This is a genomic window from Chryseobacterium taichungense (assembly GCF_900109935.1).
In the GTDB taxonomy this organism is placed as follows: Bacteria; Bacteroidota; Bacteroidia; order Flavobacteriales; family Weeksellaceae; genus Chryseobacterium; species Chryseobacterium taichungense.
The window spans coordinates 231777-254650 of record NZ_FOBV01000007.1 but is presented as its reverse complement, the minus strand read 5'-3'; the positions used below and the strand labels follow the sequence as shown (position 1 = coordinate 254650).

Sequence of the window (22874 nt, the reverse complement as noted above, 5' to 3'; positions counted from 1 at the left end):
GTGGTTGCAGAAAGATGGCTTAAAAGTGCTTCGGGAATAAATTCTAAAACTTGCTTAAGTGAAATTCTGTGATCTTTAAAAACTGACATAAATAACTGATTATCAGATGCAAATATACAAAATCGCAATCAATAAAACAGTATAAATAATTAAAAATCAATCACTTATCTCTATTTTTCAACGCATGAGAAACAAAAAATCGGAAGAAAAAATCTTCCGACCATGACTACTCTTGAGGCCGCTTTTGCTTTATAAACAATTGATGTTATTCTTTTTATCTTTATTTTTAATAATCAATTTATATTGCTTCATAAACTCTGATATATCACATTTTGTCTCCTTATTGGCAATGGTATTAGGATCCTGATTATTTCCTTGAGATCGTATAGTATAATTTTTCTCAAAACACTGGATCGCTTTATCATTTAATATATATATTCTTCTTTCTTTTATATCATCTTTCGTTGCCGGCTTTTCGGGAGTACCTCCATCATCAAAATTCCAGACCGTTTCTTCATTAAAAATAAAGAATACCTGATCATCTTTCACAAAATATTTTGTTGACGAAGAAAAATGACTGTGCTCGGCATAGAAATCTTTAACCATTTTAAGTTTTTTATCCTGGAAATAAAAGGTGACTTCCCCTTCTTTCTCATCACAATTGTAATTGAATGTGGTTGAATCCAGTTTTTTCGAATTAAGCAAACCGCTGATTATTGCATATTCATTTTTAATATCATCAACCGTTCTTAGGGAATCATTTTTAGCTGTTGTTACAGATTTACTTTTCATAATATCTGCTGAATTATTACTTTGTAACGTTTCCTGGCGCTCTTTCTTGCAGGAAAAAATAAAAAGTAAGCTTAAGCTTATCAGTGTAATTTTCATATGTATTGATTTGGCGACTTCAGTATAACAAAAAATATGCTATTGAATATTCGACATACATATTTTAACAAAAACATCCGGAAATTTCCGGATGTTTTAAGCAGTTTAAATTACTGGTATCTTTTATGTTCTTCTTTTTTCACAAATAATCTGGTTATCGGCTTAAAGAATGCTTTGTATTTTTCTGCATCAAACAGCTGAGAATCCGTAAGCGCTTTATAGGTCATCCATATTCCGAAAGGGAAGAGCACCAGGTTAGGGACCCAGGCCGCAAAATATGGATTTATTTTCCCGGACCAAGCCATGTTCTCAACTCCTACATTAATGACATAAAATATAATAAAGATCACAATTGCAATAATCACGGGAAGTCCCATCCCTCCTTTTCTGATGATAGATCCCAAACTCGAACCAATCAGGAAGAAAATGATGCATGTGAAAGAATAGGTAACAATTCTCTGCTGATAAATTACCACTTTACTGTAATATTTCACTCCTGGATCAATCTCATTATTTTTTGCTTCTAAGGTACTTTTAAGATTGTCTAACCTACTGTAAGCATTATTAATAATCTCAAGTTTTTTCTCACTCTTCAGGGTATCGAGCTTTAAATTCTGTTTTGGTTTTGCTTTCGATCTGTTCTGTTTTGCATCCATGTAGGACATTACAGAATTAGTCTGATTCAATACATCATTATTAATATTTGTAAAGAATTTATCATTATCCTTTTTCGTCTGATCAATCGTTTTATTAAGTTCATTAAAAGTCTCGAAACGGTAATCATCAGTAATTTTCTCTTCCTCAATAGCTTTATCAATAATCTCGCTCACATCAAAATGTGAAGTCAGAGAATCAAATTTGATAGCCTGATCGGGCTGTTTCAAACGGACATTCTCAGCTTTGCCGGCAAAATTGTCCTCATAAACATATCCGTTATAAAGAATGAGTTTAAGGTAATTTTTGTTGGCTGCCGGAACAAATTTTCCTTTTTCTGCGACAATCGATCGTTGATTATCAAAAGTGGTTGCTTTTTTATGAATAAAAACTCCATCAATATTTTCTCCGTTTTCACCGCTGATCTTGTCAAACTTTACCATGTATCCCGGTATCTGATCAATAAACTGACCTGGTGTAAAATTAAGTGCCGGTTTTGTCTGTGCAATATTGAAAAGCATGTTTTTCGCCTTTCGCTGAAAATCCGGGATGATATTGTTGGAGAAAAAATAAAGCATGATCGCCAGAATCGTTGTCACCCCCAACAAGGGAACCATTACCCGCGTCAGCGAAATTCCTGCTGCCTTCATAGCCGCAAGTTCATAACGCTCTCCAAATTCTCCGAAAGACATGATGCTCGCCAGCAGAATCGTAAGCGGTAATACCATACTGATAACACTTACCCCAAGATAGAACAGCAGCTTCAGGATCTGAAAGGTGCTTAGCCCTTTTCCCATAAACTGCCCCAACTGAACCCAGATGATATTCACAATAAATATGAAAAACAGTACGCTGAATATAAAGAAAAACGGTCCGAAGAAAGTTTTTATGATATATCGGTCTAGTATTTTTAACATTTGCCAAAATTAATGAAAAAGCCACAAAGTTTCCTTTGCAGCTTTTATATTTTATGAAATTTTTATAATACGTAATAACATAAATCTTTTAAACCTTAAACCTTTTATAGAAAGCTTTCGGTTTGCAGATTAGAGATTTTAAAAATTAAAGTTCTGTAATCAGGTAATTTTTGTATTTGTTCTTATCAAAAACAAACATTCCCGGATCCAGATTCTGGTTTTCTTTATATTCTTTAATGGCAATTACCGCAACATCTTTGTTATTGCCATGCTGCTCAAGCTTTACCATTTGTTTTTTTGCCGAATCAACGAAAAGATAAACATATTGTATTCCGTTAGCTTTTACAGGAGTCAGTTTTATAAAATCAGTGCTTACGCCATTTACATTTTTCTTACCGTTGTAGGTCACGTTGTAGTCATTTCTATACGTGGAAAGATAGTTGATAGGGGAGAACATAGAACTGCTTCCATTAGGCTTCGCAACCGTTACTTCCATATCTTCCGTATTAACGTTGTAAATTTTGCTTCCGTCGAAAATCTGCTCGGTTTCCATGATCTTTAATTTGTACTTATCACCGGCAGCATAGTAAATTCCAGGTTCCGTTTTTGAAACCTGTCCGTTGGTTCCTGTCCCGAATGAGAATTTAAAATAAGTATTCTTTTTTGAATTATAGTTCGCCGTAATATCATCTAATATTTTTTTAGCTTTAGCATCAATTTTCTGAGCGTTCGTAATTCCTACAGCTCCTACAACCATACTGCTTACTATAATTTTTGAAATAATATGTTTCATTTTTATTTAAATCTTTTAATCTTTAGACATTTTCAAATCCTAAAAGTTAAACCGTACTACAGTTTATTCCTTTAGCTGCGCAGGTCTTCCAAAAACTGTTCCAAAGAATGAAGATCACTGATCAGCACTTCTCTTGCTTTTGCCCCGTTGAATCCTCCAACAATTCCGCTTGCTTCCAGCTGGTCCATAATTCTTCCGGCTCTGTTGTATCCAAGTTTTAATTGTCTTTGAAGCATTGAAGTAGACCCCTGTTGAGTGGAAACAATAATCCTTGCCGCTTCTTCAAACAAAGCATCTTTTTCATTAGGGTCGAAAGCGCCAACACTGCTGGTTGCATCTTCAGAAACATATTCAGGCAGAATAAATGCAGAGGCATATCCTTTCTGCTCACCGATATATTCAGCCAGCCTTTCTACCTCCGGAGTATCTACGAATGCACATTGAAGCCTCAAGATTTCATTTCCGTTAAAATAAAGCATATCTCCTTTACCAATCAGCTGATCTGCACCGGGAGAATCAAGAATTGTTCTTGAATCTACACTTGAAATTACCCTGAAGGCTGCTCTGGCAGGGAAGTTTGCTTTAATCATACCTGTAATAACATTCACAGACGGTCTTTGTGTCGCAACAATCAGGTGAATTCCCACCGCTCTGGCCAACTGTGCCAATCGTGCGATCGGAAGTTCCACTTCTTTTCCGGCCGTCATGATCAGATCTGCAAACTCATCAACTACCAAAACGATGTAAGGCAGGTATCGATGTCCGTTTTCAGGATTCAGTTTTCGTTCTGCAAATTTTTTATTGTATTCCTTTAAATTTTTACAGAATGCATTTTTAAGCAGATCATACCTTGTGTCCATTTCGATACAAAGAGAATTCAGTGTATTGATCACTTTATTCGTATCGGTGATGATCGCTTCCTCAGCATCAGGAAGTTTCGCCAGATAATGTCTTTCGATTTTTGAATATAACGATAGTTCTACTTTTTTAGGATCCACCATAACGAATTTCAGCTCGCTCGGATGTTTCTTATAAAGGAGTGAAGTTAAGATCGCATTAATACCCACCGATTTACCTTGTCCGGTAGCACCCGCCATCAGCAAGTGAGGCATTTTTGAAAGATCGGCCATGAAAATTTCATTGGATATCGTTTTCCCGAAAACCACCGGAAGATCCATATCTGTATTCTGAAACTTCTGAGAAGCAATCACAGAACGCATCGAAACCATCGTAGGATTTTTCCTCGGAACTTCAATACCAATCGTCCCTTTACCCGGCATCGGAGCAATTATACGGATTCCCAAAGCGGAAAGGTTCAGCGCAATATCGTCCTGAAGCTTTTTAATAGCCGCAACACGAATTCCAGCCTCCGGAACGATTTCATACAAGGTTACTGTCGGGCCAATTGTTGCTTTAATTTCGGCAATTCCTACATTAAAGTTTTTCAGTAATCCGACAATTTTATTTTTATTTTCTTCTAATTCTTCCTTGTTAATGGAGATTTCTTCATTGCCATAATCTTTAAGAAGATCAACCGTCGGCATCTGGAAATTGGCAAGATCGAGCTTATGATCATAAAGTCCATGTTTTTCAACCAGTTCCTGAGATTTTCTGTCAGAATCGTCCAGAATATCAATTACGGGAGCTACTTCCACCTTGAACTTAATATCATCTTCTGCTGCAATTGCTGTAGAAGTTACCGGTTTTGTATCAAAAGCCTGTTCTGGGGTTGAAACAGGAACTGACGGCTTTGGATTTAAATTCAAATGCAATGATTGTGAAAAATCATTTTTATCATCATCAAAAGAGGTTTTATTTGGTGTTATGATCGTTTCAACCTCTGATGTTGCAGGGACTTCAATAGGTTCAGAGTCTTTTTTAGATTGTACAGTTTCCGTAACCGTAATTTTAGACGGATTGATCTCTGTACTTTGTGCTTCTTCAATAAGCTCATCATCTGCTTCGAAATTGTCATCAGAATTCGGCATCATGGATTTTACTCTTCCAATCGTATTTTCATTAATCTCATTTAACCTTGATTTAATGGAACTAGGACGAAGATTAAATTCTAAGATAAAATATAAAGCGATGCTGGACACCAAAACAAGCCAAAGTCCTACCGTACCGATGATCGCATTCAGGGAATCCATGATCTGATAACCGTAAACTCCGCTCAAAACTCCCTGTCCTTTTGTGATGGCACCAAACAAAATTGGGAGCCAGCATATGAAGAAAAGAGAATGACCAACTGTTTTCCATGGCTTGAACATCTTCTTTTTAAGAATGACTGTACCAAAGACTAAAAATAAAAACGCAATGATAAATGACGCCACGCCAATACTTTCGAAAATAAAAATATTACCAAGCCAGTCGCCCAGTTTACCAAAAAGGTTGGAAGATTTAATGCTTTTGTCGAGCATGGTTCCCGCCTGGCTCTGATCTGCTTTCCAATTCATGAGATAAGAAACGAAAGAGAAGGTAAGAACGACCGAAAAAAGAATGAATGTAAGCCCGAAGAACACTCTCGGCTTCGATAAAAATTTGCCCTTTTCAGGCGATTCCTGTTGTTTTTTTTGCGTGTTTTTATCCATAATATATTGTGGCAAATTTAATGTTTTTAGGCATTAAAAAAGCGTGTTTGCTTAAAAAGAAATTTTAATTTTTGGACAGAAAATTATTAATCGATTTGTTGTTTTCAAATACTAAAATATTTAAAATAATTTAAAAATGATTTAATTTTTTTATTTGATTTTTCCACAGATAAAATCAGTCAATAAAGCTTTCTTTCCTTAATAATTCTAATTAATTTAAATACATATCCTGTTAACATAACAATCACCAGTAAATTGAAAAGAAACCGACTGAAACTATTAAATTATCCTTAATAAAAATATTCTTATTAAGAATCTTTAAAAATAACGATTATCAGTCTTAAAGTGATAAAAAACAGCTTTTTTTAACGGCTTTGTAGTTTATCATCCTTATTTTTGCCTATCAAGTATATATTTATCATGAAGAAGATCCAGGATATTCTTATCTCGACCAGAACAATGGCTGTGTTGTTATTGGTGTACGCATTTGCGATGGCTTATGCAACGTTCTTAGAAAACGACTATGGAACTCCCACAGCAAAAGCTTTAATTTATGAAGCATGGTGGTTTGAATTAATCATGTTCCTGCTCATCCTCAATTTTATCGGAAATATCGGAAGATACAGACTTTGGAAAAGAGAGAAATGGCCGGTGTTGGTTTTTCACCTTGCATTTGTATTGATTTTCATTGGTGGTGCCATCACAAGATACATCAGTTTTGAAGGGACCATGCACATCAGAGAGGGTGAAACCTCTAATGAAATTGTAACAGACAAAAACTTCCTGAAGATTCAGATTGAAGAAAAAGGTGATGTCTTGAATTATCAAGATGTCCCTTATCTAATGTCTCCTTTGCACAAAGATCTGCAGGCAACGTATGATTTCCACGGAAAGGAAGTCAAAGTGATCGCAAAAGAATATGTTCAAAGAAAAAAAGACAGTCTTCTGGCTGATCCGAATGGTTCAGAATATCTTCATTTGGTATCCACAGGACAAACGGGAAGACAGAATATTTTCATTAAACCCGGCGAAACCAAATCGATCAACGGAACGCTGGTTACTTTCAACAGACCTATCGAAGGTGCCGTAGAATTTAAAAATGAAGGCGGGAAATTATTCATCAAAACGCCTGTTGATGCGAGCTATATGACCATGGCAACCCAGGCTACAGGAAATACGAAAAAGGATGAATTTCAGCCGTTGGCTTTAAGAAGTTTATATTCAATTAACGAATTGAAACTGGTTGTTCCTGAAGGTCTTAAAAAAGGAAAATTAATGGCTATTGAAGGAGACCGAAAGAAAGATCAGAATATTCCCGACATGCTGACGGTTGAAATCCAGGGACCAAAAACAAAAAAGCTGGTTGATCTTTCCGTTGAAAAAGGAAATCCAAATGCTTACAAACAGGTGACAATGGATGGATTAAATATCATGATCGGTTTCGGCCCGAAAATTTACAATACGCCTTTCTCCCTTAAATTGGATGATTTTGTAATGGAAACGTATCCCGGAAGTTCATCGCCGAGTGCCTATGAAAGCCACATTAAAATTATTGACGAGGGAAAGCAGACTCCTTTTAAAATTTATATGAATCACGTTTTAAATCATAAAGGCTACCGCTTTTTCCAGTCGAGTTTTGATCCGGACAGAATGGGTACGGTACTTTCCGTAAACCACGATTTTTGGGGAACTATCATTTCTTACATTGGTTATACTTTCTTATTCGGAGGCATGTTCTTTATGTTCTTCTGGAAAGGGACACACTTCTGGAAACTGAACAAAATGCTGAAAGATGTCAACAAGAGAAGAGCGGCCACCATTGTTTTACTGCTTTTAAGTCTTGGTCTGAATGCTCAGAAAATTGAGACTCATGGCACAACTGACGGAAGCAGAGAGCATATTCATACAGAAGGAGATCAACACAATCATGATGCTGAGATCGCTCCGGCTCAATCGGCTTCAGCAGCACCTTCCGAATCTCATACAAAAATCAGAAGTATTTCTGCTGATGAAATTATTGCAAAAAATAAAATCAGTGAAGAGCATGCTGATAAATTCGGTTATCTGCTCGTTCAGAATTTCGAAGGCAGAATTGTACCGATCAATACGCAAGCACTGGATGTTTTAAGAAAACTGTATAAAAGAGACGAATTCAAAGGGACAGACGGAAAATCACTGACTGCCGATCAATGGTTCTTATCTATTAATACAAATCCTGACAACTGGATTGCAGTTCCTTTAATAAAAGTAGGAACAAAAGGCGGCGACGCCCTGAAAGAAAAAACAAAAGCTGACGAAGATGGCTATACGAGCCTATTAAACCTGATTCCTTCTGATGCTAATGGAAATCTTCATTATGTACTGGAAAGAGATTATGATATTGCCTTCCGTAAAAAAGCTTCTGAACAGACCAATTACGATAAAGAAGTAATCGCAGTCAACGAAAGAGTGCAGGTATTCCAGGAAATTTTCTCAGGACAGTTTATGAGAATTGTTCCTGTAAAAAATGACGCCAACCATACATGGCATTCATGGTTAAACCAAAAATTTGAACCGGATACAGAATCTCAGCAAGTGATGGGACCTTACCTTGCAGAAGTATTGGTCGCACAGCAGACCGGTGACTGGAAAAGAGCAGATGCAGAATTGAAAAAACTTTCAGACTACCAACAGAAATGGGGGAAAGCTGTAGTTCCTGCCAAATCAAAAGTGGATCTTGAAGTTTTCATGAATAAAGTAAATATCAATTTCAAATTATTGATTTTCTACACGATAGTTGGGGGACTTCTTCTGATCTTAGGTTTTGTAGAATTATTCAGGTCTAATAAAAATTTAAAGAAAGTAATTAAAGCGGTTATCGTTATTGGAGCAGTAGGATATGTATTCCATTTCTTAGGATTGGTTGCCAGATGGTATATTTCAGGTCACGCACCATGGAGTAATGGGTACGAAGCCATCATCTTTATTTCATGGGTTGGTATTTCAGCAGGATTGTTCCTGTATCGAAATTCAAATGCATTAATTCCGGCTGCAGGATTTATGGTAGCGGTTATCATGATGGGATTTGCGCATGGAGGTTCTGCTCTTGATCCGCAGATCACACCTTTGGTTCCTGTATTGAAATCATACTGGCTGATTGTACATGTTGCGATCATTACTTCCAGTTATGGATTCTTCGCACTGTCGATGATTATTGCAGTGATCAGTTTAATATTTTATATTATTTCCAATAAAACTACTCATAGCATTCATCACGATACAACATTGAAGGAGCTGGCTATTGTTTCCGAAATGTCTCTTACGATCGGATTATTTGCACTTACAGTCGGAAACTTCTTGGGAGGAATCTGGGCCAACGAATCGTGGGGAAGATACTGGAGCTGGGACCCGAAAGAAACCTGGGCTTTCATTTCGATTATGGTGTATGCATTTGTATTGCACATGAGATTGGTTCCGGGATTAAGAAGCAGATGGGCATTCCACGTGGCAACGATGTTTGCTTTCTGTTCGATGGTGATGACGTATTTCGGGGTAAATTACTACCTAAGCGGGCTTCACTCTTATGCTGCGGGAGATCCAGTGCCGGTGCCGGCTTGGGTGTATATTGGCCTTTCTGTTATGCTTGCTTTATCCGTAGCATCTTACGTTAAGTTTAAAGTTTTAACTAAAAAATAAATTTAAAATATTTATTAAGTTAAATCCCGGAAATTGCTTTCCGGGATTTTTCATTATTAAATTACAGCAGTAGAACATTGAATGTATAATTAACTAAAAACTTTAATACAAAATATAAATTGTCATTTTTTAAATTGAAACTTATTCATATCTTTATGATATTAAAATAATATCAAATTAAAAATTTATATCATGGAAAAAGTTCTAAAGCCAATGTCAGGATATCTTACTCTGGTTATTTGTCTGGTACTGTTTATTGCCTCAGTTTATTTCTTTATCACAGGAGTTGACTACAGCATTACTTTTGTTGTCATCGCATTTTTATGTTTCATACTTTCCTGTTTCTTTTTAAAAGGATTGATGATCATTCAGCCAAACCATTCACGGGTTCTGAATTTCTTCGGAAAATACGTTGGAACAGTAAAAGAAAATGGATTATTTTTTATTAATCCTTTGTATTCATCACAGAGAATCAGCCTTCGTTCTGAAAACCTTCAGGGACAGACGCTGAAAGTAAATGACAAAATGGGAAACCCGATTGAAATCGCGGTAGTTATCGTCTGGAAAGTTGGTGACACGTACAAAGCAGCTTTTGATGTCGAGCGGTATTCTGATTTCGTAAGAATGCAAAGTGAGGCTGCAGTGAGACATCTGGCAATGAGTTTTCCTTATGACAATCTGGAAGATGATCATGCACCGATTACCTTAAGAGAGGGAGGAGATAAAATCAATGCTATTCTCGAGCAGGAGCTTACGGAAAGACTTTCAAAAGCAGGTATTGTTATCCAGGAAGCCAGAATATCACATCTTGCTTATGCATCGGAAATTGCAGGAGCAATGCTTCAAAGACAGCAGGCAACAGCAATTGTAGCGGCAAGAACTAAAATCGTGGAAGGAGCAGTAGGAATGGTAGATTTAGCGTTGAAAAAACTCTCCGAAGAAAATATTGTTGAGCTGGATGATGAAAGAAAAGCTGCGATGGTGAGCAATTTAATGGTCGTTCTTTGTGGAGAGAAAGCTGCAACCCCAATCTTAAACGCAGGAACCTTATATAATTAATAGATGTAAATTATACAGTTAGTAAATCTTCATTGCATTAAATAAAGAAAAAATGAAATCAGGAAAAGCTCAGAATCCTACCGAAAACAAAGGCAAAAAATCTTTTGTCATAAGGATAGATGAGTCTACGTACAAACTCCTGGAAAAGTGGGCAAATGATGAGTTCAGAAGTGTAAATGGGCAAATTGAATATTTACTTCATCAAAGCCTTATAGATTCGGGCAGGAAAAAGAAACAATAATTTAGTAATAAAATTATAATTTTTTCTTATTTTTGTATAAGATAATTCTCATAATATGATAAATACAGTACTTGAGTTTAAGAAATACCGGGACAGTATTCCGCAACTTATTCAGAATTCTAATTATAAAACAGGATATTTTATCAATCTATTGGGCCTTAAAACCCCAACTTATTATCGCAAGCTTAAAGAAAATTCTTTTTCTATGGAAGAGATTGAATTGCTGACCAAAGCATTATACCCTAAAGAAGCACTTTTAATGGAACTTCAGGATGCGGAAGATGATTATGAAAAGGGCAATGTAAAAGAGCATATAGAATTTACGGAAGAACTAAGGCAGGAATTTCTTTAATTTTTCAGGGTTCTGATAATTATTCCAGAAAGAGGCCAGCAGGATTTCATCTTTCTCGGTTAATCGGTAGTATAAATAAATTTGTTCTACAATTAAATATTTTCTGTAATGGATATTTTCTTCGTAGGCAGAGCCGATATACGGATTTTGAGAAATGTTCACAACAGCGGTATCTACCGCCTTCATGAATTTTTTTATTTCTTTTTTAGTCCAGAACTCTTTTAAATAAAGTAAATTATCCCTGTAGTTTTTCTGGGCTTTTACGGACCATACTACTTTTTTCATCTAATGTTTTTTCAAAAATATAAAAAACACAGGAATAGAGAATTACATAATTTATAATAAAATACTTAAACAACAAAAGCAGAGAAATATCTCTGCTTTATTTATTTTATGCAACTTTGAAGCGTATCGGCACCAAAGTAAAATATCACCAGCCATATCAGTCCTTTTATCGTAAAAAAGGCAAATCCTGCCCAGCCAACGCGCTTAAACCACTTCTTCAATTTCGAATTATTTTCCTGTGAGCTTTCCATTTCTGTGTGTCAAAAGATTACCATACAAAGATAAGCATGTTTATAATTAGTCCAAATAAAAAACAAGTTAAAAAAATTTAAATTTTGCAGTTCGCGTAATATTTTTAACTTTAGGGAAAACGAAAAGTAAAATTTTTATGTCTAAAAAAGTAAAAGATTTTGGGATTGAAAAAACGCTCAAAAATCTAGGAATTAAGGATGAAAATAAGGGGACTTCAACAGGCGGAAAATACTTTGCAACGGGGAAAACAATAGAAAGTTATTCTCCGGTAGACGGAAACCTTATTGCTAAAGTTAAAACTTCCGGGGAGTCTGATTACAACAAAGTAATCGAATCCGCAGAAAAAGCTTTTAAAGAATTCAGATTGATTCCGGCTCCTAAAAGAGGAGAAATGGTAAGACAATTGGGCCAGAAACTAAGACAGTACAAAAATGATCTTGGAAAGCTGGTCTCTTACGAAATGGGAAAATCTCTACAAGAAGGTTTGGGTGAAGTTCAGGAAATGATCGATATCTGCGACTTTGCCGTGGGAGTATCAAGACAGCTACACGGCTACACGATGCATTCGGAAAGGCCCGGCCACAGAATGTACGAACAATATCACCCACTGGGAATTGTAGGAATTATCACCGCTTTCAATTTTCCGGTAGCTGTATGGTCATGGAACACAGCCTTAGCATGGATTTGCGGAAACGTTACCATCTGGAAGCCATCAGAAAAAACTCCGCTATGTGCCATTGCCTGTCAAAACATTATGAATGAAGTTTTAAAAGAAAACAATCTTTCTGAAGGAATTTCCAGTGTTTTGGTAGCAGATCATGAGATCGGGCAAAGACTTGTTGATGACAAAAGGGTAGCCTTAATATCTTTTACAGGTTCTACAAGAGTAGGAAGAATGGTGTCTGCAAATGTCGCTCAAAGATTCGGAAAATCTATTCTGGAACTGGGAGGAAACAATGCTATTATCATCACTCAGGATGCTGATATTAATATGTCAATCATCGGTGCCGTTTTCGGAGCAGTAGGTACGGCAGGACAAAGATGTACTTCTACCAGAAGGCTTATTATCCACGAAAGCGTTTATGATGAAGTGAAAAACAGACTGGTTAAAGCTTACGGACAATTGAAAATCGGTAATCCTCTTGATGAAACGAATCATGTGGGACCACTTATCGACGCAGATGCCGTAAATATGTATCAAGAAGCCATTAAAAAAGGTAAAAAAGAAGGTGCAAAATTCATCGTTGAAGGTGAAGTATTGAAAGGAAAAGGCTACGAATCCGGATGTTATGTAAAGCCATGTATCGCAGAAGTGAAGAATTCTTATGAAATTGTACAACATGAAACATTTGCGCCAATTTTATATCTTATTAAATATAAAACTTTAGAAGAAGCCATCGCGATTCAGAATGATGTTCCTCAAGGCTTATCATCTGCTATTATGACACAAAATTTAAGAGAAGCAGAATTATTCCTTTCCCATGCAGGTTCAGATTGCGGTATTGCCAATGTAAATATCGGGACTTCCGGTGCTGAAATCGGCGGCGCATTCGGTGGTGAGAAGGAAACCGGAGGCGGAAGAGAATCAGGTTCGGATGTTTGGAAATATTATATGAGAAGACAGACGAATACCATAAACTATACGACAAACCTTCCTTTAGCGCAAGGGATTAAGTTTGATCTTTAACCATAAACATTACGAAATTCAGAGATTTTAAAAATTAAAAATTGTCAACTTTAATATGATAATCTCTTTGTTTCTACATTATTAAATTTTTATTATTAATCAACCCTAAGATTAATTAAAATGGAACAAACAATTGATATACAAGTAAATAAAGTAAAAGAAATAGTAGGAAAACACGTTTTAGCAGACGGATTCGACTTCGTGATGGATATCGAAAAATCACACGGATCATGGCTTTACGACAAATTGACGAACAAAGAATACCTGGATATGTTCTCCATGTTTGCATCAGCATCCATAGGCTACAATCATCCTTATCTGGTGGAAAAATCAGCATGGTTGGGAAAAATGGCCGTCAATAAACCTACTTTAGCCGACGTCTATTCTGAGGAATATGCTCACTTTCTGGAAGTGTTTGAAAGAGTAGCCATTCCTGAAGAGCTACAGTACGCATTTTTTATTGAAGGCGGAGCATTAGCAGTTGAAAACGCCATGAAAGCATGCTTCGACTGGAAAACCCGAAAAAATTTCGAAAACGGACTCGACATTGAAGCTGGAATGTGTATTCATTTCAGACAGGCTTTCCACGGAAGAAGCGGATACACCTTAAGTCTTACCAACACCTCCGATCCCAGAAAATACCAGTATTTCCCGATGTTTGACTGGCCAAGAATCCTGAATCCTAAACTTACATTCCCAATTACAGAGGAAAATCTGGAAGAAACCATCAAAAATGAAAGATTAGCTTTACTAAACATTGAAGAAGCTATTATCATGAATCCTAACAAAGTGGCATGCATCATCATTGAACCTATTCAGGCAGAAGGTGGAGACAACCATTTCAGAGATGAATTTCTGATGGGATTAAGAAAAATATGTGACCAAAATGAGATTCTTCTTATTTTTGATGAAGTACAGACCGGCATCGGAATTACAGGAAAAATGTGGGCTTTTCAACATTTTACGGCAAAACCGGATATCATTTCTTTCGGTAAAAAAACACAGGTATGTGGAATTTTAGCCAATAAAGAAAAATTCGATGAAGTTCCCGACAATGTTTTCCGTGAAAGCTCAAGAATTAATTCTACTTTCGGAGGAAATTTTATCGACATGCTTCGTTTCCAGTTGGTAATGGAAGTTATTGAAAAAGAAAATCTTGTAGAGAATGCAAGAGTGGTCGGCGATTATTTGCTGGAAGGTTTAAATAGGCTTTCTGAGAAATATCCTGAAAAATTGACAAATGCAAGAGGAAGAGGGTTAATGTGTGCCATTGATCTTCCGACTCATGAGCAGAGAAACGCCATGAGAGACGAGCTTTGGAAGGATGGAATGATCGTTTTATCCTGCGGTGATCTGTCATTACGCTTCAGACCTCACTTAAATGTTACAAAAGAAGAAATTCAACTTGCATTGGATAAAATAGAGAATAACATTAATAAAATTTAAATTCCGGATTTGTAATTTTCAAAAAAATGTTATAAATTTAGATACTCAAAACGAAATAGAACATGGAAAGAAGTACAAGAGTATCAGTTTTTGAAAGTGACAAACCTGCAGAAATTCAGCTTATTAAGTCAAAATTGGATGATGCCAATATAAGGAACGCTGTCGAAAACAATTACCTTACTTTTACAACAACGCCTACGGCAACATCACTGAAAGTAATGGTAAAACTGGAAGATGAAAAGAAAGCATTTGAAGTAATCGATGCTTATCTACAGCAAAATGAAAATCAATAAAACAATTTCATAATTTTAAATTTTACTACTTCGAACCGAAAATTAATTTTAATTAGTTTTCGGTTTTTTGATGTAATATTTTTTCACAACAATGAATTCAGAAATTAAACTAAGAAAGGCGGAAACGGAAGACAGAGATATCATCTGGAATATTTTACAACAGGCCATAGAAAGGAGAAGAAAAGACGGAAGCACCCAATGGCAGCAAGGCTATCCCAATATTAACACCGTAGAAAGCGATATTAAAAAAGGCTTTGGATATGTAATGACCGTCGATGGAGAAATTGCTGTTTATGTCGCTCTGATAATAAATGACGAACCTGCTTACAACAATATCGAAGGAGCATGGCTTAGTAACGGAGAATTTGTGGTTGTACACAGAGTAGCCGTCGATGAAAAATTTGCCGGACAGGGAATGGTAAAAAAGTTGTTTGATCACATTGAGGATTTTACCAGATCCCATGAAATTCAGAGTGTTAAGGTAGATACCAATTATGATAATGTTCCTATGCTGAAAATTTTAGAAAGCAAAGGCTATACGTATTGCGGAGAAGTTTTTCTTGCAGGTGGCATGAGAAAAGCTTTTGAGAAGATTATTATTTAAGGGGAAAGTTAAATCTGTTTTCATTGATTGTTTATAAAGCAATAGATTTATAAACTCTATTATGTTTGTTCGTTTAGTTCAGAACTAATTTTTATTTTTGCTCAAATTTATATACCATGCATAAGAGTATAGAAATTGATGAGAAAATTTTCCAGGATGCCGTAAAGTTTTATGGTACCATTTTTAACCTGCCACCTTTAGCATCAAAAATTTATGCGTACCTTTTATTTGATTATGAAAAGGTGGGTATAACTTTTGACGAATTCGTGGAAGTGCTTTCTGCAAGCAAAAGCTCCGTATCAACAAGCATTTCACTTCTATTGAATGCCGAACTTATTGTAGACCACAACAAAATGGACGAGCGGAAAAGATATTTTTTCATCAATGACGGTTACAAGAAAATCAGATTTGAAAAAATAGTACAGAAAATGAAGGATGAATTGAAACTATTGGACGACCTGGATCATTTTAAGAAAAATCATGATGATGGTTATAACGAAAAAATTGAAGCTTATAAGGCTCTTTTAAATAAATACATAATTAATATTCAGGAATCTCTTAATAAACTATAAAATGAATAATAAGCTAGTTATACTTTCTGTTGCAGCACTTTCTTTGGTGGCCTGCAAAAAAGAAGCTCCTAAGCAGGACGGGCCAAAACCTTATCCTGTAGTAAATGTGGAAGCTAAAAATATAGTAGGTTATCAGACGTTTCCGGCAACCATTCAGGGAAGGGTAAACAATGATGTCCGTGCTAAAATCCAGGGATATATCACACAGGTTTTGGTAGATGAGGGACAGTATGTGACCAAAGGACAACCTTTGTTCCGTCTTGAAACTAATATTCTGAACGAAAATGCCGCTGCTTCCAAAGCAGGAATCGGCGCCGCTGAATCTAATATTGCTGCAGCACAGGCTGCTGTAAGTGCAGCTAATGTTGAAGTAAATAAGTTGAAACCGCTTGTTCAGAAAAACATCATCAGTAATGTTCAGCTACAAACGGCTCAGGCCAATCTTGCCCAGGCACAAGCACAACTAAAGCAGGCCCAGGCGGCAAAAAGTCAGGCTGTTGCCAATTACAAAGGGGTAGAGGCTAATATTGAATATTCCATTATCCGTGCACCTATTTCAGGAGTTATTGGTAAGCTGCCTTTAAAAGTAGGAAGCCTTGTGGGACCTTCGGACCAGACTCCTTTAACGACAATTTCTGATACTTCAGAAATTTACGCTTACTTTTCAATGAATGAGAAAGAATATTTTGATTTCCTTGAAAAATCTCCGGGCGCAACGATGCCCGAAAAAATCAAGAATCTTCCGATGGTAGAATTACAGCTGGCCAACGGAAGTCTTTATCCTGAAAAAGGTCGAATAGAAGCGATCACAGGACAAATTGATCCTACAACGGGGACAATACAATTCAGAGTTGCCTTCAGCAATGCACAAAAACTTTTAAGCAATGGTAACAGTGGAACCATAAGATTCCCTCAACATTATGATAATGTACTGGTTGTTCCGGAAAGTGCAACATACGAACAACAGGGAATTGTTTACGTATATAAAGTCGACAAAAGTGATACAGCAAGAAATGTCGTGATAAACGTAATCGACAGAATCGACAATATGGCTTTAATTAAATCCGGAGTTAATAAAGGGGAAACGGTAATCGCAGCAGGAATCGGAGGATTGAAACCCGGAACTGCCGTTAAAAAGCAACCTGTAAAAATGGATAGTCTCGTTCAATCTATAAAACCGAAATTCTAAAAAATGATTAAAAATTTTATAAACAGACCGGTTTTATCCACGGTAATCTCGATTTTAATTGTGATTCTCGGGGTATTGGGACTGATCGCGCTTCCGGTGACACAATATCCTGACATTGCACCTCCTACGGTAAGTGTTACAGCAAACTACACCGGAGCCAATGCGGAAACGGTAATGAAAAGTGTGGTCGTGCCTCTCGAGGAGCAGATCAATGGGGTGGAAGGTATGGATTATATCACTTCCAGTGCAGGAAATGACGGTTCAGCCAATATTCAGGTATTCTTCAAGCAGGGAATTGATCCTGATATTGCAGCGGTAAACGTTCAGAACCGTGTAACCAGAGCAACGCCACTGTTGCCAAGTGAAGTAACACGTTCCGGGGTAGTAACTCAGAAGCAGCAGACCAGTGCTTTGATGTATATGTCTTTCTATTCTGAAAATAAAGATCTTGATGATGTTTACCTTCAGAACTTTTTGAATATCAATGTTATTCCAAACTTAAAAAGGATTAATGGAGTAGGAGATGCCAACGTTTTCGGAGGTAAAAACTATTCCATGAGAGTATGGCTGGATCCTGCTAAAATGGCAGCTTACGGAGTAACCCCAACCGATGTTACCAATGCGATCAACGAGCAGAGTAGAGAAGCAGCAGCTGGTTCTATCGGACAAAACAGCGGAAGTTCTTTCGAATATATTATTAAATATGTTGGTAAATTTAACGATAAGGAACAATACGATAATATTATCATTAAATCTCTTGCGAACGGACAGAATTTAATGCTAAAAGATGTTGCCAAAGTAGAGCTTGCAGGACAATCTTACACCGGTATCGGCGAAAATGGAAATAACCCTGCCATCAGTATGGGGATTTTCCAGACACCAGGTTCCAACGCTCAGGAGATTATTAAAAATATTAAAGCGTACCTAAAATCAGCGGAAGGAAGCTTTCCGGAAGGGATTAAATATACTTTCAACTTCGATACTAACGAATTCCTAGAAGCTTCAATTGATAAAGTAGTTCATACGTTAATTGAAGCATTTATTCTGGTATTCATTGTCGTATATATTTTCCTTCAGGATTTCAGGTCGACCCTTATTCCGGCTATTGCTGTTCCGGTTTCAATTGTGGGAGCTTTTTTCTTCCTGAATTTATTTGGCTATTCGTTAAACTTATTAACCTTATTTGCTTTGGTACTGGCCATTGGTATTGTGGTGGATGATGCTATTGTCGTCGTCGAGGCCGTTCATGCCAAGATGGAACACGGTATTGCCGATGCAAAAAAGGCTACAGTGGAAGCCATGGATGAAATTACAGGAGCAATTATCTCAATTACCCTGGTAATGGCATCTGTATTTATCCCGGTAACATTCATTACCGGTCCAACGGGAGTTTTCTACCAGCAATTTGGTATCACCCTGATTGTGGCAATCATTATTTCGGCAATTAATGCATTGACATTAAGTCCGGTTTTATGTTCATTATTCTTAAAACCTCATGATGCGCATCATGCAGAATATAAAAATTTAAATTTCATTCAGAAGTTTTTCTATAAGTTTAATATTGCTTTCAGAACAACGACAGAACGTTACGGAAGAGGATTTATTTTCCTTTTAAGACATAAATGGGTAACCCTGATCATCTTTGCCATTACAGGTGGAATCTTATATTGGGCAAGTACTACCATGAAGAAAGGTTTCGTACCTACGGAAGACAGAGGAATTATCTTTACTGATGTTCAGCTTCCTCCGGGAGCTTCAATGGAAAGAACGTACAATGCTTTGAAAACGCTTCAGGCTAAAGCTTTAAAAGTACCTGGTGTTCAAAACGTTACCATTTCAACCGGTAGAGGTTTCCTTTCCGGAAACGGAAGTAATAACGGTCTTGCCTTTGTTAAGTTAAAACCATTTGACGAAAGAAAAAAAGACGGGCAGACTTCAGAAGATATTACTAAAAAATTATTTGGTATTACGGGAGCCGTTCCTGACGCAAAAATAGTATTCTTCCAGCCGCCAAGTGTACCTGGTTTTGGTAGCAGTGCAGGTTTCGAGATGGTTCTTTTGGATAAATCCGGTGGAGAATATGCAGACCTTGATAACAAAACAAATGAATTTATCGGTAAGCTGATGCAAAGACCGGAAATTGAGTTTGCACAAACTTCATTCAACACAAAATATCCGCAGTATGAAATGCAGATCAATGTTCCCTTGGCTAAACAGCTTGGTGTTTCTGTAAGCGACATTCTTGCAACCATGCAGGGATATATCGGGGGTATTTACACAGCTGACTTTACCAAATACGGGAAACAGTTCAGGGTAATGGTTCAGGCACTTCCTGAAAACAGACAAAATATTGACAACTTGAATGAGCTGTATGTAAAAACAGGTTCAGGTGAAATGTCGCCGATCTCACAGTTTGTGACTTTGAAAAAGGCGTATGGGCCACAGTCTGTAAGCCGTTATAATTTATTTACTTCTGTAAAAATTACAGGTGCCAACTCTGCAGGATTCAGTTCCGGGGATGCCATTACAGCTGTACAGGATGTAGCGAAAGAAACATTAAATCAAAACTACGATGTCGAATTTACGGGATTAACCAGAGAGGAATTAAATTCCGGATCCCAGACAGTTCTGATTTTTGCTTTAAGTTTAATTTTCGTTTACTTTATTCTTTCAGCACAATATGAAAGTTATATCCTTCCTCTGATCGTTGTGATTTCACTTCCTCTGGGGGTAATGGGAGCTTATTTCGGACAGAAAATTATGGGGCTCGAAAACAATATCTATTTCCAGATTGCCCTGATTATGCTGGTTGGACTTTTAGCGAAAAATGCGATTTTGATTGTTGAATTTGCCGTTCAGCGAAGGCATCACGGAGAAACAATCGTCATGTCTGCCATCAATGCGGCGAAAGCAAGGTTAAGACCGATCCTGATGACTTCATTTGCATTCATCTTTGGGCTATTACCATTGGTTTTAGCAAGCGGAATCGGTGCGGTTGGTAATAGATCCATCGCTACGGGAGCTGCAATCGGATTGTTGATAGGTACTATTTTAGGACTTTTCGTAATTCCGGTATTGTATGTTATTTTCGAATACCTGCAGGAAAAAGTCAAACCTCTTAAAAAAGAAGAAATCAATTTAGCAGAATAAATTAAGACAGTTTAGGGTTTCGGTGAAGGTTAATGACTGAAAATCCGGAACCCTGAACTTTAACCTTAAACTTCAAATAATGAAGAATATTTTAAACATAATAAAAGGAATCACTTTTTCAGTCGTACTTCTTGCCTTTGTTTCATCGTGTATGGCGAGAAAAGAGTACAACAGACCCAACAATGTGGTAGATGAAAAGCTGTACCGAACCGATATGCTGCCTTCAGATAGTACAAATATCGCCAATATTTCCTGGAAAGAGATTTTTACAGATCCTATCCTTCAAAGGCACATTTCAAAAGCACTGGAAAACAATCTTGATATCAGAATCGCAGTGCAAAGTATTGCCTCCGCAGAAGCTTATTTAAAACAAAGCAAAGCAGCTTATCAGCCTACGTTGGCCGTCGGTCCGAATTACACATTCCAGACTCAGTCTATCAACACCCAATTCGGACAGATCATCGGAGAGAGAAGATATATTAATCAGTACGATATTACAGCAAGTATCGGATGGGAGGCAGATATCTGGGGAAAATTAAAATCTCAGGAAAAAGCACAGTATGCAGCATATCTTGGAACCGTGGCTGCACACAAAGCTGTAAAAAGCGATCTTGTAGCTTCCATTGCTTCAGCTTATTATCAGTTGCTAACTTTTGATGCTCAGAAAAGAATTATTAATGAGACAATCGCCGTTCGTGAAAAAAACCTTGAAACAACAAGAGCTTTAAAAACTTCGGGAACATTAACAGAGGTTGCCGTTCAGCAGAGTGAGGCGTTGGTTTTTAATGCAAAATCTTTATTGATTGATATTGATACTCAAATCCAGCTTCTGGAAAATACCATGAGCCTTTTGATGGGAGAGCCTTCCCACACCATAGAACGTTCTACATTGGAAAGCCAGCAACTTCCTATAGACGTAAAACTGGGATATCCGGCACAGCTGCTTGCTAACCGTCCTGATGTAATGAGAGCAGAGTATAATCTTATGAATGCTTTTGAATTGACTAATTCGGCAAAAGCTCAGTTTTATCCTACTTTAAAGCTTACAGGAAGTGGAGGTATACAATCGGTTGATATTGACCATTTATTTAGCGTAAATTCATTATTTGCCAATGTTGTGGCTGGTCTGGCACAGCCGATCTTAAACAGAAGAGCGATCAGAACCAATTACGATGTGAGCCTGGCCAATCAGGAAACCGCTTATCTGAATTTCAGAAAAGCCGTACTTACTGCAGGAAAAGAAGTTTCTGATGCGATAAGAGTTTTCTCTGTTCAGGATTCTTTTATAGAATTAAAACAAAAAGAGCTGAATGCTTATAAAAACTCAGTTGAATATTCTCAGGAACTGGTAAATTACGGTATGGCCAATTATCTTGAAGTATTGAATGCAAGTGTAAATTCACTAAACGCAGAACTGAATATTGCCAATGCGGAATACAGCAAAATGAAGGCTGCCGTAGATCTTTATCAGGCTCTTGGAGGTGGTTGGAAATAATTTTCACTATAAAAAATTAAAAAACGCACGTTAAAATTCATTAGCGTGCGTTTTTATTTTAATTTGAAAATACCTGAAAAATTGATAATTAGCTATAAATTTCACATTCCGCTTGAAGAAAATTTAATAAAATGTTTGTATATGTGGTTTAAATACTTACTTTTGTACCGCTTCAGAAAACTGATTCAAAATGAATGGGGAATTAGCTCATCTGGCTAGAGCGTTAGACTGGCAGTCTAAAGGTGACGGGTTCGATCCCCGTATTCTCCACAATTTGTTTATAAAACAAAAACTATGAAGAAAATATTTTTACTTGTATTCACCGCTATTTTATTTATGGGCTGCAAAGATGAAGACACAATTTATGACTTCATAGGAACATGGGCCGGAACATATACAGGTACCCAAAAAGGAACTTGGAACATTGTTGTGGCATCCGACGGAAAAGTAACCGGAACTTTATCTTCTGAACAGACTATAGAAAATTATCAGATTTCAGGACAACTGAGTGAATCCGGGGATCTTAATGCGACTATCGGATCGCCTTCTGACGGACAATTTATAGGGAAGTTGAATAGATCAAATAAGAAGGCAAGCGGAACATGGGTAAATGAAGTTCCTACCCCATCAAAATCCGGAACCTGGAAAGGTGAAAAAACATCATAATAATATACTACACTATACAAAGCTATTCGTTTGAATAGCTTTTTTTTATTTTTAAATATTGAACA

19 protein-coding genes and 1 tRNA gene are annotated in these 22874 nt (G+C 36.9%); 14 read left to right on the top strand and 6 right to left on the bottom strand.

The window, feature by feature from the left end:
- Positions 1–249: 249 nt before the first annotated feature.
- From BMW64_RS15995 to BMW64_RS15980, 4 genes are all read right to left on the bottom strand, one after another.
- Entirely contained in the window at positions 250–888 is a 639-nt protein-coding gene (locus BMW64_RS15995) for a hypothetical protein (protein ID WP_090000954.1), read from the bottom strand.
- Between the two features lie 110 nt (positions 889–998).
- A complete protein-coding gene (locus tag BMW64_RS15990) occupies positions 999–2459 on the bottom strand; it encodes an LptF/LptG family permease (protein WP_090000953.1) in 1461 nt (486 codons plus the stop codon).
- 145 nt (positions 2460–2604) lie between these two features.
- A complete protein-coding gene (locus BMW64_RS15985) occupies positions 2605–3252 on the bottom strand; it encodes an outer membrane lipoprotein periplasmic chaperone LolA1 (RefSeq protein WP_090000952.1) in 648 nt (215 codons plus the stop codon).
- Positions 3253–3323: 71 nt separating this feature from the next.
- The gene (locus BMW64_RS15980; protein WP_090000951.1) at positions 3324–5843 is read right to left on the bottom strand and encodes an FtsK/SpoIIIE family DNA translocase; all 2520 of its coding nucleotides are present in this window, start codon (positions 5841–5843) and stop codon (positions 3324–3326) included.
- A gap of 420 nt (positions 5844–6263) precedes the next feature.
- Between BMW64_RS15980 and ccsA the strand changes: the two genes are divergently transcribed.
- From ccsA to BMW64_RS15960, 4 genes are all read left to right on the top strand, one after another.
- Positions 6264–9518 (top strand): cytochrome c biogenesis protein CcsA, encoded by a 3255-nt coding sequence (gene ccsA / locus BMW64_RS15975; RefSeq protein WP_090000950.1) that lies wholly within the window; start codon positions 6264–6266, stop codon positions 9516–9518.
- 192 nt (positions 9519–9710) lie between these two features.
- A complete protein-coding gene (locus tag BMW64_RS15970) occupies positions 9711–10577 on the top strand; it encodes an SPFH domain-containing protein (RefSeq protein ID WP_090000949.1) in 867 nt (288 codons plus the stop codon).
- 52 nt (positions 10578–10629) lie between these two features.
- On the top strand, positions 10630–10818 hold the full coding sequence (locus BMW64_RS15965) for a type II toxin-antitoxin system antitoxin (RefSeq protein ID WP_090000948.1): 189 nt from the start codon (positions 10630–10632) through the stop codon (positions 10816–10818).
- A gap of 55 nt (positions 10819–10873) precedes the next feature.
- A complete protein-coding gene (locus BMW64_RS15960) occupies positions 10874–11170 on the top strand; it encodes a hypothetical protein (RefSeq protein ID WP_090000947.1) in 297 nt (98 codons plus the stop codon).
- On the opposite strand, the gene BMW64_RS15955 is transcribed toward BMW64_RS15960, so the two are convergent.
- Together BMW64_RS15955 and BMW64_RS21130 are read right to left on the bottom strand one after the other, a co-directional pair.
- Positions 11150–11455, bottom strand: a complete 306-nt coding sequence (locus BMW64_RS15955; protein WP_090000946.1) for a type II toxin-antitoxin system RelE/ParE family toxin — start codon at positions 11453–11455, stop codon at positions 11150–11152. The genes BMW64_RS15960 and BMW64_RS15955 overlap by 21 nt on opposite strands.
- A 101-nt stretch (positions 11456–11556) precedes the next feature.
- Entirely contained in the window at positions 11557–11706 is a 150-nt protein-coding gene (locus tag BMW64_RS21130) for a histidine kinase (RefSeq protein WP_090000945.1), read from the bottom strand.
- 137 nt (positions 11707–11843) lie between these two features.
- On the opposite strand from BMW64_RS21130, the gene amaB reads away from it, so the two are divergent.
- From amaB to BMW64_RS15900, 10 genes are all read left to right on the top strand, one after another.
- Positions 11844–13394, top strand: coding sequence for an L-piperidine-6-carboxylate dehydrogenase (gene amaB, locus BMW64_RS15945; protein WP_090000944.1), 1551 nt, complete (start codon positions 11844–11846; stop codon positions 13392–13394).
- 120 nt (positions 13395–13514) lie between these two features.
- Entirely contained in the window at positions 13515–14840 is a 1326-nt protein-coding gene (lat, locus tag BMW64_RS15940; RefSeq protein WP_090000943.1) for an L-lysine 6-transaminase, read from the top strand.
- Between the two features lie 62 nt (positions 14841–14902).
- Positions 14903–15133 (top strand): DUF2007 domain-containing protein, encoded by a 231-nt coding sequence (locus BMW64_RS15935; RefSeq protein WP_090000942.1) that lies wholly within the window; start codon positions 14903–14905, stop codon positions 15131–15133.
- A gap of 91 nt (positions 15134–15224) precedes the next feature.
- Entirely contained in the window at positions 15225–15737 is a 513-nt protein-coding gene (locus tag BMW64_RS15930) for a GNAT family N-acetyltransferase (protein ID WP_090000941.1), read from the top strand.
- A gap of 116 nt (positions 15738–15853) precedes the next feature.
- Complete coding sequence (locus BMW64_RS15925; protein ID WP_090000940.1) at positions 15854–16309, top strand: transcriptional regulator; 456 nt, start codon at positions 15854–15856, stop codon at positions 16307–16309.
- Position 16310: 1 nt separating this feature from the next.
- Complete coding sequence (locus tag BMW64_RS15920; protein ID WP_090000939.1) at positions 16311–17498, top strand: efflux RND transporter periplasmic adaptor subunit; 1188 nt, start codon at positions 16311–16313, stop codon at positions 17496–17498.
- A 3-nt stretch (positions 17499–17501) separates the two neighbouring features.
- Positions 17502–20648 carry an efflux RND transporter permease subunit gene (locus tag BMW64_RS15915; RefSeq protein WP_090000938.1) on the top strand — a complete coding sequence of 1049 codons (3147 nt, stop codon included), beginning with the start codon at positions 17502–17504 and terminating at the stop codon, positions 20646–20648.
- Between the two features lie 79 nt (positions 20649–20727).
- Entirely contained in the window at positions 20728–22143 is a 1416-nt protein-coding gene (locus BMW64_RS15910; protein WP_090000937.1) for an efflux transporter outer membrane subunit, read from the top strand.
- A 196-nt stretch (positions 22144–22339) separates the two neighbouring features.
- Positions 22340–22413, top strand: a tRNA-Ala gene (locus BMW64_RS15905).
- 24 nt (positions 22414–22437) lie between these two features.
- The gene (locus BMW64_RS15900) at positions 22438–22809 is read left to right on the top strand and encodes a hypothetical protein (RefSeq protein ID WP_090000936.1); all 372 of its coding nucleotides are present in this window, start codon (positions 22438–22440) and stop codon (positions 22807–22809) included.
- Positions 22810–22874 lie beyond the last annotated feature (65 nt).